We start from the raw sequence: 15,456 nt of genomic DNA, 5'->3' as shown, positions 1-15,456 counted from the left end.
CCCGCGCCCGTCAGGCCTTCGGCGCGACCTTCGACAGGCCGTTGATGATGCGGTCCATCGCGTCGCCGCCCGTCGGGTCGGTCAGGTTCGCCAGCATCTTCAGGGTGAACTTCATCAGGAGCGGGTGGGTGAGCCCGCGCTGCGTCGCGATCTTCATGACCTTCGGGTTGCCGATGAGCTTCACGAAGGCGCGGCCGAGCGTGTAGTAGCCGCCGTAGGTGTCCTTGAGGACCTGCGGGTAGTTCCGCAGGGCCAGTTCGCGCTGGGCCGGGGTCGCGCGCGCGTGCGCCTGGACGATGACGTCGGCCGCGATCTGGCCCGACTCCATGGCGTACGCGATGCCCTCGCCGTTGAACGGGTTGACCAGGCCGCCCGCGTCGCCGACGAGCAGCAGGCCCTTGGTGTAGTGCGGCTGGCGGTTGAACGCCATCGGCAGGGCGGCGCCCCGGATCGGGGTCGTCATGTTGTCCGGGACGAAGCCCCAGTCCTCCGGCATCGACGCGCACCAGGCCTTCAGCACCTCGCGCCAGTCCAGCTCCTTGAACGCGGAGGAGGAGTCGAGGATGCCGAGGCCGACGTTCGAGGTGCCGTCGCCCATGCCGAAGATCCAGCCGTAGCCGGGCAGCAGCCGGTCCTGCGGGCCGCGCCGGTCCCACAGCTCCAGCCAGGACTCCAGGTAGTCGTCCTCGTGCCGGGGGGTCGTGAAGTACGTGCGGACGGCGACGCCCATCGGCCGGTCGTCGCGCCGGTGCAGGCCCATCGCGAGGGAGATGCGGCTGGAGTTGCCGTCGGCGGCGACGACCAGCGGGGCGTGGAAGGTGACCTCGCGCTTCTCCTCGCCCAGCTTGGCGTGGACGCCGGTGATCCGGCCCGTGCGGTCGTCGATGATCGGGGCGCCGACGTTGCAGCGCTCGTACAGGCGGGCGCCGGCCTTCTGCGCCTGCCGGGCCAGCTGCTCGTCGAAGTCGTCGCGCTTGCGGACGAGTCCGTAGTCCGGGTACGAGGCCAGCTCCGGCCACTCCAGCTCCAGGCGGACGCCGCCGCCGATGATCCGCAGGCCCTTGTTCCGCAGCCAGCCGGCCTCTTCGGAGATGTCGATGCCCATGGCGACGAGCTGCTTGGTGGCGCGGGGGGTGAGGCCGTCGCCGCAGACCTTCTCGCGCGGGAACGCGGTCTTCTCCAGGAGGAGGACGTCAAGGCCCGCCTTCGCCAGGTAGTAGGCGGTGGTCGAGCCGGCCGGGCCCGCCCCGACGACGATCACATCTGCGCTGTGCTCGGAGAGGGGCTGCTCGGTCACGACGGATCTCCCTAAGGGGTCGAGGGAAGGGTGGGGGAAGTCTAGGGGCGGGTCGGAAGGACTGCGGGGGTTACGGCTTGAAGCCGCGGTGCAGGGCGACGATGCCGCCCGACAGGTTCCGCCAGGCGACCTTCGACCAGCCGGCCTTCTGGAGCAGGCCCGCCAGGGTCGGCTGGTCCGGCCAGGACTGGATGGACTCGGCCAGGTACACGTACGCGTCCGGGTTGGAGGAGACGGCGCGGGCCACCGGCGGCAGCGCGCGCATCAGGTACTCCTCGTACACCGTGCGGAACGGCGCCCAGGTCGGGTGCGAGAACTCGCAGATGACGACCCGGCCGCCGGGCTTCGTCACCCGGTACAGCTCGCGCAGCGCCTGCTCGGTGTCCTGGATGTTCCGCAGTCCGAAGGAGATCGTGACGGCGTCGAACACGTCGTCGCGGAAGGGCAGTTTCGTGCCGTCGCCCGCCGTGAACGGCATCCACGGGTGGTTCTTCTTGCCGACCCGCAGCATCCCGAGGGAGAAGTCGCACGGCACGACGTACGCGCCCGCGCGCGCGAAGGGCTGCGAGGAGGTGGCCGTGCCGGCGGCGAGGTCGAGGACCTTCTGCGCGGGGCGGGCGTCGACCGCCTTCGCGACCTCCTTGCGCCAGCGGCGGTCCTGGCCGAGCGAGAGCACGTCGTTGGTGAGGTCGTAGTTGGCCGCCACGTCGTCGAACATCGACGCGACTTCGTGCGGCTGCTTGTCCAGGGTGGCGCGGGTCACGGGTGTTCGGCCTCGCAGAATCGGAGACGGGCGGGCGGTCCCATTGTCTCAGGGCCCCTCCCGTCCCGGTCGGCAGGGCGCGCTCGGCGCCGCCGGGCGCGCCGGGCGCTCAGCGGGCCCGGTGGACGAGCCGCCCGCCGAGGACGGTGGCGACGCAGGTCGACGCCCCGAGGCGGACCAGGGACGCCCGGTCGGGGACGTCGAAGACGGCGAAGCGGGCGGGGCTCCCCGGGGCGAGGGCGGGCAGCAGCACCAGCGGCACCGGGGAGAGCGACGGCGGGCCGGGCAGCCGCTCCGGGCGGCGGCCGACGGCGAGCCCGGCCCGGCGCACGGCGTCCACGGCGGCCCGGTCGCGCAGCTCTCCGGCGACCGCGACCGTCCCGTGGGCCAGGAGCCGTTGCACGCCCCGGCGCGCGGAGGCGCTCCGGCGGGCGGGGTCGGCGCGGAAGATCCGCCGCGCCCGCTCCCCCGTGATCGGCTCGGTGCCGAACCCCTCGGCCTCCCGGGGGTCCGGGTGGTAGGTGGCTTCCAGCAGCTCGGGGGCGTACGGGTTGAGCAGGCCCGGGGTGAGGATGCCGGGCCACCGCCGCACCCGCGCCCCGGGGCGTACGGCCGCCAGGTCCTCGTACGGGCCGACGGCCGCGACGAGGGCGCCGTCGACCAGGACGGCGCTCTCGGGGGTCGCCTCGGCGACGTGGATCGTCAGCACGGATCTCAGTTCGCGTCGAGGAGCTTCAGCTCCGGGTGGGCCGTGCCGCCCTCGATCGCGATCGACGAGATGTGGGAGGCGACGCGCTCGTCCACCGGGTCGTTCGCCGGGTCGTCGTGGACGACCAGGTGCTCGTACGTGGTGGAGCGCTGCGCCGGGACGCGGCCCGCCTTGCGGATCAGGTCGATGATCTCCAGGCGGTTGGAGCGGTGCTTGGCACCGGCGGAGGAGACGACGTTCTCCTCCAGCATGATCGAGCCGAGGTCGTCGGCGCCGTAGTGCAGGGAGAGCTGGCCGACCTCCTTGCCCGTGGTCAGCCAGGAGCCCTGGATGTGGGCGACGTTGTCGAGGAACAGCCGGGCGATGGCGATCATGCGCAGGTACTCGAAGAGCGTGGCCTGCGTGCGGCCCTTGAGGTGGTTGTTCTCGGGCTGGTACGTGTACGGGATGAAGGCCCGGAAGCCGCCCGTCCGGTCCTGCGTGTCGCGGATCATCCGCAGGTGCTCGATGCGCTCGGCGTTGGTCTCGCCGGTGCCCATGAGCATGGTGGAGGTGGACTCCACGCCCAGGCCGTGGGCGATCTCCATGATCTCCAGCCAGCGCTCGCCGGACTCCTTCAGGGGCGCGATGGCCTTGCGGGGGCGCTCGGGCAGCAGCTCGGCGCCCGCGCCGGCGAAGGAGTCGAGGCCGGCCGCGTGGATGCGGCTGATCGCCTCCTCCACGGGGACTCCGGAGATGCGGGCCATGTGCTCGATCTCGGAGGCGCCGAGGGAGTGGATGACCAGCTGCGGGAACGCGGCCTTGATCGCGGCGAAGTGCTCCTCGTAGTACTCGACGCCGTAGTCCGGGTGGTGGCCGCCCTGGAACATGATCTGGGTGCCGCCCAGCTCCACGGTCTCCGCGCAGCGGCGCAGGATGTCGTCGAGGTCCCGGGTCCAGCCCTTCTTGGTGTCCTTCGGGGCGGCGTAGAACGCGCAGAACCGGCACGCCGTCACGCAGACGTTCGTGTAGTTGATGTTCCGCTCGATGATGTACGTCGCGATGTGCTCGGTCCCCGCGTACCGGCGGCGGCGCACGGCGTCGGCGGCGGCGCCGAGGGCGTGCAGGGGCGCCGAGCGGTAGAGGTCGAGCGCCTCCTCGGGGGTGATCCGGCCGCCCGCGGCGGCGCGGTCCAGAACGGACTGCAGTTCGGCCTTCTCGGTCACCGGGTTCGTCCCTTTCGGAGGGGTACTGACAGACCGAACCAGCGTACGCCAGGGGTCCGGGCCGCCTCCGGCGGGGAGCGGGCGGGGAGCCACCGGGAAGCTGCCCGGCCATTCCGGTGAATTACCGGCATCCGGGATCCCGAAGGATGAACGATCGGGTGAACGGGCGGGAAACCGTTCTCACCTTTCGGGCGTCCGGAATGCGGCCGGGACACGACCGGGAACACGATCGGAATTACATTCGTGTGAATTCACGGGCGCCCGTCCCGGGCCCGTACCGGAACCGCTACCGGGCCCGTGCAGTCAGCCGCGCGAGGGCTCCAGGAGTTCCACCGCGACGTCCGCCGGAAAACCGGTCGTGGGGCCGGTGCGGCGGGCGAACTCGCGGGCTCCCGCGAGTTGTTCGGGCCCGAAGCGGAAGTCGAGGGTGCGGAAGTACCGCTCCAGGAGTTCGGCGTCGAAGGCCTCCCAGCGGGCCGCCTGCTCGGCGACCTTGGCGACCTCTTCGAGGGAGAGGTCGCGCGAGGCCAGGAACGCCTGGTGGACCTCGTGGACGGTCTCCGGCTCGCGCGCCAGGTAGTCCTTCCGTGCCGCCCAGACGGCGAAGACGAACGGCAGGCCCGTCCACTCCTTCCACATCAGGCCCAGGTCGTGGACCTGGAGCCCGAGCCGGGGCGCGTCGTGGAGCGAGGCCCGGAGCGCGGCGTCGCCGATGAGGACGGCCGCCTCGGCCTCCTGCATCATCACGCCGAGGTCCGGCGGGCAGGTGTAGTAGTCGGGCGACACGCCGTACCGCTCGGACAGGAGCAGCTGGGCGAGCCGTACGGAGGTGCGGGAGGTGGAGCCGAGCGCCACGCGCGCGCCGTCGAGCTCCTCCAGGGGCCGCTGGGACACGATCACGCAGGACATCACCGGTCCGTCGCAGCCGACGGCGATGTCCGGGAGGGCGACCAGGTCGTCCGCGTTGCGGAGGAACTCGACGAGGGTGACGGGGCCGATGTCCAGGTCGCCCCGGACGAGCCGCTCGCTGAGCTTCTCGGGGGTGTCCTTGGTGAGCTCCAGGTCCAGGAGCGTCCCCGTGCGCGCCAGGCCCCAGTAGAGGGGGAGGCAGTTCAGGAACTGGATGTGTCCGACGCGGGGCCGGCTGCGCTGGTCGTCGGTTGCTTTGTCCACATCGTGAGGCTAGACCCGTCTCACGGACCGGGCATCGCCGGGGCACGCGCGTCAGCACGGAAGAGACGTTCAAACACTCGGGTGACGTGATCTTTCCCTCTACCCTCCGAAGCGTTCTGCGTGCTACGCTCGACGCAAGTTGCAGTTTGGTTTCCCTTGCAGTACAGAGCCTGCGGAGCATGTGACCCGCAGGCTTTTGTAGTTTTCAGACTTGTTTGCAGGTTCTGGAGCAGGGCAACCCTTTGGCCCAAGGAGGGCTTATGGCTACCGGAACCGTCAAGTGGTTCAACGCTGAAAAGGGCTTCGGCTTCATCGCCCAGGACGGCGGCGGCCCGGATGTCTTCGTCCACTACTCCGCGATCAACGCGAACGGCTTCCGTTCGCTCGAGGAGAACCAGCTCGTGACCTTCGACGTCACGCAGGGCCCGAAGGGCCCGCAGGCGGAGAACGTCACCCCGGCCTAAGTTGCCCGGGTCGGCGATAGCGCACGACTAGAGCAGTACCCAAGGAGCCCCGCTCCGTGCCGCACGGCACGAGCGGGGCTCCTGCCCTTTTCCGGGGCCTGTCCCCTTTCGGGACCCGTCCCCTTCGGGGTCAGCAGTTCGGGATCACGGTCCCGTTGTTGTCCCGCGCCTCGTCGTTGCCCCAGCGGGACAGGTAGTAGGCGGAGACGTACGCGCCCCGCCCGTTCTTCCCGGCGTACACCGTGTCGAGGTCGGTCCGCAGCCACCAGTGGTTGTAGTTGCCGGAGGCGTCGCGGATCTCCTGGCCCCAGACCTTGCAGTAGACGTAGTTCGTGCCGGCGTTCAGCACGCCCTGGGCGTCGCCGGTGTTGGCCTGGGCGTAGCCGACGGCGTTGGCGAAGGTGTCGACCCAGTACTTCCCGCCCCCACCGGAGCAGCCGTTGTCGCTGGTCAGGTGCCGGGAGCCGTAGGAGCCGGGGTAGGGGGCGAGGGAGGTGCCGTTGATCCTGATGGGCTGGCCGACGCCGTTGTAGAGCTGCTCGTAGTGGATGTGGGCGCCGGAGCTGTTGCCGGTGGAGCCGGTGGTGCCGATCTGCTGGCCCTGGGAGACGGCGGCGCCGTGGGCGACCGAGTAGGCGTTGAGGTGGAAGTAGTACGTCTTCCAGCCGCCGCCGTGCTCGATCACGACGTAGTTCCCGGCGCCGGACGGCTGGGAGTAGCGGTAGGCGGTGCCGGACGCCGAGGCGAGGACCGGGGCCCCGGCGGTGCCGCCGCCGTCGGAGCGGACGAAGTCGAGGGCCTGGCGGACCTCGGCAGAGTGGTGGCTGTAGGTCCATTTCTGGCCGCAGGCGAAGGGTGCCTTGAAGACCGGCGCGGCCTGGGCGGGGGTCGTGGTGACGAGCGCGGTGAGCAGGCCCGCGACGAGCGCGAGCAGGGTGCCGAGCGGGGTGATCCGTGCACGCATGCGTCCTCCGGTACGTGGGGGTGGCGGGGGCGGTGGGGCGTGGTGGGGCTCGGTGGGACAGGGGTCGACGCGCGTTGAACGGACCTCAGGGTGCCGCAAGATCGCGTGTCGCAGTAGACCGCGTGGACCACACTCGCGCAGGACCGGTTACGTAGTCTGGACACATGACCGAACGCAAGCCGCCGGGAGTCAGCTTCGAGTCGTTCGTGGACAAGCAGATCCGCGAGGCGGCGGAACGGGGGGAGTTCCGGAGTCTGCCGGGCTTCGGGAAGCCCCTCCCCGACGACACGGCGCCGTACGACGAGCTGTGGTGGATCAAGGGGAAGATGCACCGCGAGGGCGCGTCCGTGCTGCCGCCGGCGCTCGCCCTGCGCAAGGAGGCCGAGGACGCGGAGGCGGCGGTGGCCGGGGCGGTCTCGGAGAGCCAGGTCCGCCGGATCCTGGGCGAGGTCAACACGAAGATCGCCGAGGCCCTGCTGCGCCCGCCGCCCGGGCCGCCGCTGAACCTGAAGCCCTTCGACGTGGAGGCGACGGTGGAACGGTGGCGGGCGGCCCGTTCCTGATCCCTCCGATACCAGGCACACGCAAGGAGTCCGTATGAACAGCGCCGGTCTGCTGGTCGACTCGTTCGGCCGGGTGCGCGAGGCCGTCCACGGGGCCGTGGAGGGCCTTTCGGAGGACGAGCTGGCCGCCCGGATCGATCCGGAGGCGAACTCGATCGCCTGGCTCGTCTGGCACCTCACCCGCATCCAGGACGACCACCTGGCGGGCGCCTTCGGCACGGAGCAGCTGTGGACCACCGAGGGCTGGGCGGACCGCTTCGGCCTGCCCTTCCCGGAGGAGGCCACCGGGTACGGCCAGACGCCCGCGCAGACGGGGCGGGTCCGGGCCGCCTCCGACCTCCTCCTCGGCTACCACGACGCCGTGCACGACCGGACGGCGGAGCTGGTCGGGGCGGTCACGAACGCGGACCTGGACCGGGTGGTCGACACCGCCTGGGACCCGCCGGTCACCCTCGGCGTCCGACTCGTGTCGGTGATCGCGGACGACCTCCAGCACGCGGGGCAGGCGGCGTACGTACGGGGCGTGGTGGAGCGGGGGCGGTGACGGCTCCCGTCACCGGGGCGTGAGCCGCACGGTCGCCCAGACCGTCTTGCCGACCTCCCGCTCCTTCACGCCCCACGCCGTGGCGAGGGCGGCGACGAGCAGCAGCCCGTAGCCGCCCTCGTCGGGCGTCGCGGACGGTAACGGCCGGCGCTCGCCGCGCGCGTCGGACAACTCGATCCGTACGTGCCCGTCGCCCCTCTCCATCCGCACCTCGAAGTCCCTCCCGGGCACCCGCCCGTGCAGGGCCGCGTTGTTGGCCAGCTCGGCCAGGACCAGTTCGGCGGCCTCGGTCGCCGGGCCGGTCACGCCCCAGTCCCGGAGCTGCTGCGCGCCCAGCAGACGCGCCAGGCGCGCGCCCCGGCGCGTCGCCGAGAGCCGCAGCGTGAACTCACCGGTCGGGGTGGTGGTTTCTGACTTCATGCCCCGAGACTGACCCGCCGCCCCTACGCTGACCAGCAGCGACGCGACGACGCTGCGTAACGGTACGGGCACGCCAAGAAGGCGGTACGGATGTCGGGGAACGAGGAGGAGAGGCCGGAACGGCCCTCCGAGGTGGACGGTACGGCGCACCTTTTCCAGGCGCTGGGCAAGATTCTGAAAGTCCTGCGCCGCAATGCGGGCCTGAGCCAGGCGGAACTGTCCGACCTGGCCCATTGCAGCGAGGACCTGATCTCCTCGGTGGAACGGGGGGTACGGACTCCGCAGCCGGACTTCCTGGTGCGGGTGGATCCGTTGGTGAAGGCGGACGGAGTGCTGGCGGTTGCGGCGGACGACGTACGGAAGGCGCTGGCGCGGGCGCGGGTACGACACCCCGACTGGTTCCGGGACTTCGCCCATGAGGAGGCGAAGGCGGTCGCGCTGCACTACTACGCAGTGCAGGCGGTACCTGGTGTTCTCCAAACACCCGCGTACGCGCGCTCGCTGTTCGAGCACCGTCGCCCCATGCTGGACGAGGCCACCATCGAGAAGCGGGTGGCGGACCGGATCTCGCGGCAGGTGCTGCTCGACCAGTGGCCCGCCCCGACGGTCAGTTTCGTCCTGGAGGCGGCCGTCCTCCTCCGGCCGTTCGGCGGTCCGAAGGTGCACCGCGAGCAGTTGCTGCGCATCCTCGAAGTGGCCCGGCGGCGCACGGTCGAGCTCCAGATCATGCCGCAGGACAAGGACGAACACCCGTACTTGGACGGCGCCTTCACCCTGCTCACCGCAAGGGGGCGGCGGGAGGTCGCGTACACCGAGATCTACGGGCACTCCCGGCTGATCACCGATCCGGAGGAGGTACGCGCCTACACCGAGCGCTATGGGATCATCCGGGCGCAGGCACTCACCCCCCGCGAGTCCCTGGACTGGATCGAGAAACTGCTGGGAGAACGGTGAACACCATGGAACTGGCCTGGTTCAAGAGCAGCTACAGCAGCTCCGAGGGCGGCGAGTGCATCGAGATCGCCTACGACTGGCGCAAGTCCAGCTACAGCGGCCCCGAGGGCGGCAACTGCGTCGAGGTCGCCGCCCACCCCACCACCGTCCACGTCCGTGACTCCAAGGTCCCGCACGGCCCCCAGCTCGCCGTGGGCCCGGCGGCCTGGGCGGCGTTCGTGGACGTAGCCTCTGCCGTGTGACCAGTAAGAAGTTCGTACTCTTCGACGTGGACGGCACCCTCATGGACGCCGTCGCCAACCAGCGCCGCGTCTGGCACGAGTGGGCCGGGCGGTACGGGCTCGATGGGGACGAGGTGTACGCGGTCGCGCTGCGCACCCGCCCCGTCGAGACCTTCGCGGCGGTCGTACCGGCCGAGGACCCGGCCGCGTGCCTCGCGCTCCTGCACGCCCTTGAGGACGAGGACGTGCGGACGGGGACGTACACGGCCTTCGACGGGGCGGCCGGGCTGCTGGGCGCGCTCCCGGCGGACCGGTGGGCGCTGGTGACGTCGAACTACGAGCACCGGGTGCGGGGGCGGTTCGAGCGGACCGGGCTGCCGCTGCCGGGGCTGATCGTGGACGCGGCCTCGGTGGCGGAGGGGAAGCCGTCGCCCGTCCCGTACCTGACCGCCGCCGAGAAGCTGGGCGCGGACCCGGCGGACTGCCTGGTGATCGAGGACGCGCCCTCGGGCGTACGGGCGGGGCTCGACGCCGGGATGACGGTCTGGACGGTCAACGTCCCGGCCCCGCACCCGGAGGCCCACCGCCACTTCCCGACCCTGTCGGAGGCGGCCCCGCACGTCCTGGCGGCGCTGGGGGCCTGAGCCGGGGTCCGGGTCACCGGCTCCGCACCCAGGTGCGTGCCGCCTCCGCGTCCTGGGTGGCGGTCGTCGGACAGCCCCAGAGGCTGTCGCTGCTGTGGAGGGCCCTGGCCCGTTCCTCCGGGATGTCGGCCGGTGCCACGAAGGCGAGGCCGCGGCAGTGGACCGTCAGGCCGGGGCGGAGTTCCTTGAGGGCGCGGATGCGGTCGGTGGCGGGGGCGCCGGCGGGGCGTTCCTCCGGTGCGGGCATGAGGAGGACGGCGGCGAAGGGGGCGGCCCGTTCGGTGAGGGTGCGCAGCTCGCGCAGGATCAGGTCCTGGGCTTCGGGCGTGGGCAGACCGGTCGCGTCGATCTCGTGAACCGTCGTCCCGCGCGTCTCTCGTATGTCCATGGGGCGACTGTAGGGGAAATTAGCGACCGCCGGTCACTAATAAGGTCGGCATAGCCTTGCCGTGATGACCACGAAGGTGAAGAAGACGACCGGAAACCGGCCCGGACGGCCCGCGCGCCTCAGTCGCGAGCTGATCGTCGAGGCCGCGCTGCGAGGTGACGTGGAGACGCTCACCATGCGGGAGCTGGCGTCCCGTCTCGGCGTGTCGCACTCGTCGCTGTACCGGTGGGTGCCCGATCGGGACGGCGTGCTGGATCTGGTGAGCGAGGTCATGGTCGAGCGGCTGCTGCCCGAGGGGGAGCCGGGGGCCGACGACTGGCGGGAGTGGCTCGCGCGGCTCGCGCGTTCGATGCGGGACGAGTTCCTGGCCGTACCCGGGTACGCGGCTCATGTCGCCCGCCCCCACCGGCACCATCCGGAGTCGTTCGGGCGACTGCGGGAGCGGGTCGTCACGGCGTTCAGGGCGGCCGGCGCGGGGGAGACGGACGCCGAGCTGAGCTGGCAGGTGTTCGGGTTCGGGGTGGTGCGGTGGCTGGGGGCGGCCGGGAACGAACCCGGGGAGCCGTCGTTCGAAGTGTTCCTCGAAACCTTGCTGCGCGGGCTTCCGGTCCGGTCCGGTTAGGACCCGGCTCCCGTACGGAGCGGGGTCCGCCTCGTGACGGGCGGTCGTCGGCGCCTCTTCCCGAACCGGCCGCGATCCGCGCGCGCCGCCGCCTTGCCGATCAGCGCCGAGCGTCCCGTCGGGACGGCCTGACGCGGTCGTCGCCGGGTCCTTCATCGCTCTTTCATTGTTCCTTCAACTGCATTACAGCAATGAGCAGTTGGCGGGCATTCAGGTGGGCGTTCGGCTCGGCTAGGGTGTGCCCCATGCAGGGGGAACTGGAAAAACGCTCTAGTTCGGGACGTCTGGACGGCAGCGGTGCCATGCCGTTGGCCGTGGAGGATCCTCGGAAGATCGGGGCCTTCAGGCTGCTCGGCGTGCTCGGGTCCGGTGGCATGGGGCGGGTCTACCTCGGTGCCGTGCCCGGGAAGTTCGCCGCCGTGAAGCGGGTGCTGCCGATCCTCGCCGAGGACGCGGACTTCCTGAGCCACTTCGGGCACGAGCTGGACAACCTGGCGCGCCTGCCCGGCGGCGCCAACACCAAGCTGCTCGCGAGCGACCGCACGTCCAAGCCCCCGTGGTTCGCGACCGAGTTCATCCCGGGCATCACCCTCAACGAGGCGATCCGGCTCAACGCCGGTCCGCTGTCCGGCGGGGCCCTGTGGCGGCTCCTCCGGGGCGCGGCGACGGGGCTCCGGGTCGTGCACGGCGCCGACATGGTGCACCGGGACCTCAAGCCGTCCAACGTGATGCTGACCGGCGACGGGCTCTCCCTCATCGACTTCGGCGTCGCCCGCGCCGCCGACCAGAGCCGGCTGACCCGGACCGGCATGGTCATCGGCACCCCCGCCTACATGGCCCCCGAACAGGCCGTCGCGCAAACGGTCCTGACGGGTGCCGCCGACGTCTTCGCCCTCGGCAGCCTGCTGCTGTACGCGGCGAACGGGCGGCCGCCGTTCGGTGACGGTTCCGGTCCCGACCTGCTGTACCGCGTCGTGCACGGTGAGCCCGACTTCGGGGGCCTCGCCGAGGCCGATCCCGCGCTCGCGGAGCTCGTGAAGAAGTGTCTCTCCAAGGATCCGGCGGACCGGCCGACCGCCGCCGAGCTGGTGGAACTCACCGAGGAGGGGGCGGCCGGGGCCGCGTGGCCGGAGGTCGTCGCCGCGCGGATCGGCGAGCGGGCGGCCTTCGCGGCCGGGGCGCCGACCGCCGAACAGCTCGCGGAGCTCGAGGCGGCCGACCCCGCCGAGGACGTTCCGACGGCCTCGCTCACCCCACAGGCCGGGAAGGAGCCCGCGACGGCCTCGCCGGACGCGCTCGCCCTGACCGCCGCCGGGGTCGCGGGGCGGCCGGAGAAGAGGCGGAATCGTTTCGTCATGCTCGCCGTGCCCGTCGTCGTGGCGACCGGCACCACCCTGACCGTGGCCCTCGGGCCGTACGAGGTCGGACGGCTCGGCGCGGCCCCGCAGGACTCCGCCCCGCCGTCCGCCGTGGCCTCGCAGCCGGCGGCGGTGCCTCCGGCGGGCGGGCCGTCGGGCACGTCTCCGGTTCCTTCGGCGTCTACGTCTACGCCGTCGCCGTCGTCGGGGGCGCCGTCCGGGCAGCAGCCGCCGGGGGCCGTTCCGCCGCCGGGTGACGGCGGGGGCGGGGGCGGCGGTGGTGCTCTGCCGGGTGGGTCGGGCTCCGGGTCCGGTGGTGAGGGTGCGGTCCCCACCTCCCCCTCCGGCGGTACGAAGACGACCCGTCCGCCCGTCCCTCAGCCGACGACCCAGAAGCCTGCCCCGCAGCCGACGACCGGCGGTGGCGGTGGCGGTTCGGTGCCCTCGGGGACGTACTCCCTGGAGAACGCCTCCGACGGGAACTGCCTGGCCGAGTCCAGGCCGGGGTACGGCACCTTCGCCAACACCTCCACCTGCGGCTCCGCGCCCAGCAGCGGCACCATCTCGTACAGCTGGATCTACCGGAGCAACGGGGACGGCACCTTCCGGCTGGTCAACAAGAAGAGCGGCCAGTGCCTCGACCCCAACGGGAACCCCAGCATGACGATCGCCGCCTGCAACGGTTCCGGCAGCCAGTCGTGGAGGATCCACACCACGACCTCCTCCGGGAGATCCTTCAAGAACGTGGGCAGCGGGCTGTGCCTGACGGGCGGACCGCCGTTCCCGAGGATGTACGCCTGCGGCGCCGGCAACACCCAGCTCTGGCGGAACATCGGGGCCCTGTAGTCGGCACGCGCACGCGTGTATACCGATTCGCAACCGAAACCCCGCCCGGTCGAGACCCACTACGTGTACGCGTCATTACGCTCAGCATTCATGGTCACCACCCCCCACGAACCGCCCGTCCACCCCGCCCACCCCGTCTACGTCATAGGCGGCGGGCCCGGCGGGCTCGCGGTCGCCGCCGCCCTGCGCGGGCGGGGCGTCCGGGCGGTCGTCCTGGAGAAGTCCGATGCCGTCGGCGCCTCCTGGCGCGCCCACTACGACCGGCTGCGGCTGCACACCACCCGGCGGCTCTCCGCGCTCCCGGGCCTGAAGATGCCCCGCTCGTTCGGACGCTGGGTCGCCCGCGCCGACGTGGTCCGCTACCTGGAGAAGTACGCGGAGCACCACGAGCTGGAGGTGGTGACCGGCGTCGAGGTCCACGGCATCGAGCGGTCCGGCGGGGACTGGGTCCTGCACGCGACCGGCGGGCGCCGGCTCGTCGGCGGCGCGGTCGTCGTGGCCACCGGCTTCAACCACACCCCGAGCCTGCCCGCGTGGCCCGGTCTGGACGCGTACGAGGGCGAGTTGAGCCACGCGCGCGCGTACCGCAGTCCGGAGCCGTACGCCGGGAAGGACGTCCTGGTCGTGGGCGCCGGGAACACCGGCGCCGAGATCGCGGCCGACCTCGCCGGGGGCGGCGCGCAGCGGGTGCGGCTCGCGGTGCGGACGGTCCCGCACATCGTGCGGCGCACGACGGCCGGGTGGCCGGCCCAGCGCACCGGCATCCTGGTGCGGCGGCTGCCGGTGCCCGTGGTCGACCGGCTGGGGGCGGTGATGGCCCGCTTCGCCGCGCCCGACCTCACGGCGCACGGGCTGCCCCGGCCGGACACCGGTCTCGCCACCCGCCAGCGGCAGGGGGCGATCCCGGTGCAGGACGTGGGCCTGGTCGACGCGGTGCGGTCCGGAAAGGTCGAGATCGTCGCGGCCGTCGAGGGCTTCGAGGGCGGCGAGGTGCTGCTCGCGGACGGCTCCCGGATCGCCCCGGACGCGGTCGTCGCGGCGACCGGCTACCGCCGTGCCCTGGAGCCCCTGGTGGGCGACCTGGGCGTCCTGGACGAGCGGGGCCGCCCGGTGGTCCACGGGGCCCGCTGCCCGCGCGAGGCCCCGGGCCTGTACTTCACGGGCTTCACGAACCCGATCAGCGGGATGTTCCGGGAGCTGGCGATCGACGCGGAGAAGATCGCGCGGGCGATCGCGCGCCGGGGCGCGCGGGCGGCGAAGGACGCGAAGGCCGCCAAGGGCTCGAAAGCCTCGGATGCCTCGAAGGTCACGGAAGCCCCGGAGGTCCCGAAGGCCTCGGAGGTCACGGAAGCCCTGGAGGCGCCGGAGGCAGCGACTCCCGCGAAGACCTCGAAGGCCCCGAAGGCCGAGCGCGCCTGAGGCCTCTCCCGCGACGGCAGCCGTCCCGGCCGGGGCGGGCCGTCGCCCTGGGCAGGCGTCCGTCCAGACCGGAGCAGGCCTCCGCCCTGGGCGAGGCAGACCCGTCACCGAAACGGGGCAGACCCCTGTCCTGGGCGGGGTAGACCCTCGCCCGGACCGGCCGCCCCCCAAACCGGTTGGGGGCGCCCCCCGACCGCTGACATGATGCGCGGATGGACGCCCCCGCCCCCACCTCCTCCCCCACCCCGATCGACCTCGACACGTGGCCGCGCCGACAGCACTTCGAGCACTACCGCCGGCTCGTCCCGTGCACGTACGCGATGACGGTGGAGCTGGACGTCACCGCGTTCGCCGCGGCCCTGCGCCGGTCGCCGCGCAAGTCGTACATCGCGCAGGTCTGGGCGCTCTCCACGGTCGTCAACCGGCACGACGAGTTCAGGATGTGCCTCACCGCGTCGGGCGAGCCGGCGGTCTGGCCCGTCGTGCATCCCGCCTTCACGGTGTTCAACCCGGAGCGCGAGACGTTCGCGTGCGTGTGGGCCGCCCACGACCCCGACTTCGGCGCGTTCCACGACGCGGCCGCCCCGCTGCTCGCGGAGCACGGTCGCGCCACCGACTTCTTCCCGCAGGGCGCGCCGCCGGCCAACGCGTTCGACGTGTCGAGTCTTCCGTGGACATCCTTCACCGGGTTCAACCTCAACATCGGAGGCAACGGCTGGGACCACCTCGCGCCGATCTTCACCCTCGGCCGCTACACCGAGCGGGACGGCCGGACCCTGCTCCCCCTGGCCGTGCAGGTGCACCACGCCGCCGCGGACGGGTTCCACTCGGCCCGGCTCGTCAACGAGTTGCAGGCCCTCGTCGCGGATCCGAGCTGGCTGTGATGTGAGGAGGGGCTGGAG

18 protein-coding genes are annotated in these 15,456 nt (G+C 72.1%); 10 read left to right on the top strand and 8 right to left on the bottom strand.

Features of this window, described 5'->3' with window-relative positions:
• Positions 1–10: 10 nt before the first annotated feature.
• From CP977_RS20165 to CP977_RS20145, 5 genes are all read right to left on the bottom strand, one after another.
• Positions 11–1,297, bottom strand: coding sequence for a geranylgeranyl reductase family protein (locus tag CP977_RS20165; protein ID WP_062752924.1), 1,287 nt, complete (start codon positions 1,295–1,297; stop codon positions 11–13).
• Between the two features lie 70 nt (positions 1,298–1,367).
• A complete protein-coding gene (locus CP977_RS20160; RefSeq protein ID WP_030208792.1) occupies positions 1,368–2,060 on the bottom strand; it encodes a demethylmenaquinone methyltransferase in 693 nt (230 codons plus the stop codon).
• Positions 2,061–2,169: 109 nt separating this feature from the next.
• Positions 2,170–2,769, bottom strand: coding sequence for a hypothetical protein (locus CP977_RS20155; RefSeq protein ID WP_152370607.1), 600 nt, complete (start codon positions 2,767–2,769; stop codon positions 2,170–2,172).
• A 5-nt stretch (positions 2,770–2,774) separates the two neighbouring features.
• Positions 2,775–3,974: a cyclic dehypoxanthinyl futalosine synthase gene (mqnC, locus tag CP977_RS20150; protein ID WP_062752931.1), complete on the bottom strand. Its 1,200-nt coding sequence runs from the start codon at positions 3,972–3,974 to the stop codon at positions 2,775–2,777.
• 303 nt (positions 3,975–4,277) lie between these two features.
• Positions 4,278–5,147: a menaquinone biosynthetic enzyme MqnA/MqnD family protein gene (locus CP977_RS20145; protein ID WP_152370606.1), complete on the bottom strand. Its 870-nt coding sequence runs from the start codon at positions 5,145–5,147 to the stop codon at positions 4,278–4,280.
• A gap of 260 nt (positions 5,148–5,407) precedes the next feature.
• On the opposite strand from CP977_RS20145, the gene CP977_RS20135 reads away from it, so the two are divergent.
• Positions 5,408–5,611 carry a cold-shock protein gene (locus CP977_RS20135; protein WP_030208785.1) on the top strand — a complete coding sequence of 68 codons (204 nt, stop codon included), beginning with the start codon at positions 5,408–5,410 and terminating at the stop codon, positions 5,609–5,611.
• Positions 5,612–5,741: 130 nt separating this feature from the next.
• Here the strand turns inward: CP977_RS20135 and CP977_RS20130 are convergent, their stop codons facing one another.
• Entirely contained in the window at positions 5,742–6,575 is an 834-nt protein-coding gene (locus CP977_RS20130) for a M23 family metallopeptidase (protein ID WP_152370604.1), read from the bottom strand.
• A 164-nt stretch (positions 6,576–6,739) separates the two neighbouring features.
• On the opposite strand from CP977_RS20130, the gene CP977_RS20125 reads away from it, so the two are divergent.
• Positions 6,740–7,138 carry a DnaJ family domain-containing protein gene (locus tag CP977_RS20125; protein WP_062752937.1) on the top strand — a complete coding sequence of 133 codons (399 nt, stop codon included), beginning with the start codon at positions 6,740–6,742 and terminating at the stop codon, positions 7,136–7,138.
• 34 nt (positions 7,139–7,172) lie between these two features.
• Positions 7,173–7,682 (top strand): mycothiol transferase, encoded by a 510-nt coding sequence (locus tag CP977_RS20120; RefSeq protein WP_109185133.1) that lies wholly within the window; start codon positions 7,173–7,175, stop codon positions 7,680–7,682.
• 9 nt (positions 7,683–7,691) lie between these two features.
• Here CP977_RS20120 and CP977_RS20115 read toward each other — a convergent pair whose 3' ends face one another.
• On the bottom strand, positions 7,692–8,102 hold the full coding sequence (locus tag CP977_RS20115) for an ATP-binding protein (RefSeq protein ID WP_109185132.1): 411 nt from the start codon (positions 8,100–8,102) through the stop codon (positions 7,692–7,694).
• A 90-nt stretch (positions 8,103–8,192) separates the two neighbouring features.
• On the opposite strand from CP977_RS20115, the gene CP977_RS20110 reads away from it, so the two are divergent.
• Genes CP977_RS20110 through CP977_RS20100 form a run of 3 tightly spaced genes read left to right on the top strand, consistent with a single transcriptional unit; the run spans position 8,193 to position 9,921 of the window.
• The gene (locus tag CP977_RS20110; RefSeq protein ID WP_109185131.1) at positions 8,193–9,056 is read left to right on the top strand and encodes a helix-turn-helix domain-containing protein; all 864 of its coding nucleotides are present in this window, start codon (positions 8,193–8,195) and stop codon (positions 9,054–9,056) included.
• Between the two features lie 5 nt (positions 9,057–9,061).
• Positions 9,062–9,298, top strand: a complete 237-nt coding sequence (locus CP977_RS20105) for a DUF397 domain-containing protein (protein ID WP_109185590.1) — start codon at positions 9,062–9,064, stop codon at positions 9,296–9,298.
• Complete coding sequence (locus CP977_RS20100; RefSeq protein WP_152370603.1) at positions 9,295–9,921, top strand: HAD family hydrolase; 627 nt, start codon at positions 9,295–9,297, stop codon at positions 9,919–9,921. The genes CP977_RS20105 and CP977_RS20100 overlap by 4 nt, the downstream gene beginning before the upstream one ends.
• Positions 9,922–9,934: 13 nt before the next feature.
• Here the strand turns inward: CP977_RS20100 and CP977_RS20095 are convergent, their stop codons facing one another.
• On the bottom strand, positions 9,935–10,309 hold the full coding sequence (locus CP977_RS20095) for a hypothetical protein (protein ID WP_062752949.1): 375 nt from the start codon (positions 10,307–10,309) through the stop codon (positions 9,935–9,937).
• 64 nt (positions 10,310–10,373) lie between these two features.
• Here CP977_RS20095 and CP977_RS20090 point away from each other — a divergent pair, with 64 nt between their 5' ends.
• From CP977_RS20090 to catA, 4 genes are all read left to right on the top strand, one after another.
• A complete protein-coding gene (locus CP977_RS20090) occupies positions 10,374–10,931 on the top strand; it encodes a TetR/AcrR family transcriptional regulator (protein WP_183953219.1) in 558 nt (185 codons plus the stop codon).
• A 314-nt stretch (positions 10,932–11,245) separates the two neighbouring features.
• Positions 11,246–13,135, top strand: a complete 1,890-nt coding sequence (locus CP977_RS20085) for a serine/threonine-protein kinase (protein WP_229991407.1) — start codon at positions 11,246–11,248, stop codon at positions 13,133–13,135.
• A 90-nt stretch (positions 13,136–13,225) separates the two neighbouring features.
• A complete protein-coding gene (locus tag CP977_RS20080) occupies positions 13,226–14,554 on the top strand; it encodes a flavin-containing monooxygenase (protein ID WP_152370601.1) in 1,329 nt (442 codons plus the stop codon).
• A 212-nt stretch (positions 14,555–14,766) separates the two neighbouring features.
• Positions 14,767–15,438 carry a type A chloramphenicol O-acetyltransferase gene (catA, locus tag CP977_RS20075; protein ID WP_062752953.1) on the top strand — a complete coding sequence of 224 codons (672 nt, stop codon included), beginning with the start codon at positions 14,767–14,769 and terminating at the stop codon, positions 15,436–15,438.
• Positions 15,439–15,456: the final 18 nt, after the last annotated feature.

The organism is Streptomyces cinereoruber (assembly GCF_009299385.1).
GTDB lineage: Bacteria > Actinomycetota > Actinomycetes > Streptomycetales > Streptomycetaceae > Streptomyces > Streptomyces bikiniensis.
The sequence above is the reverse complement of the archived record's forward strand: the minus strand, read 5'-3'. Positions and strand labels throughout refer to the sequence as shown.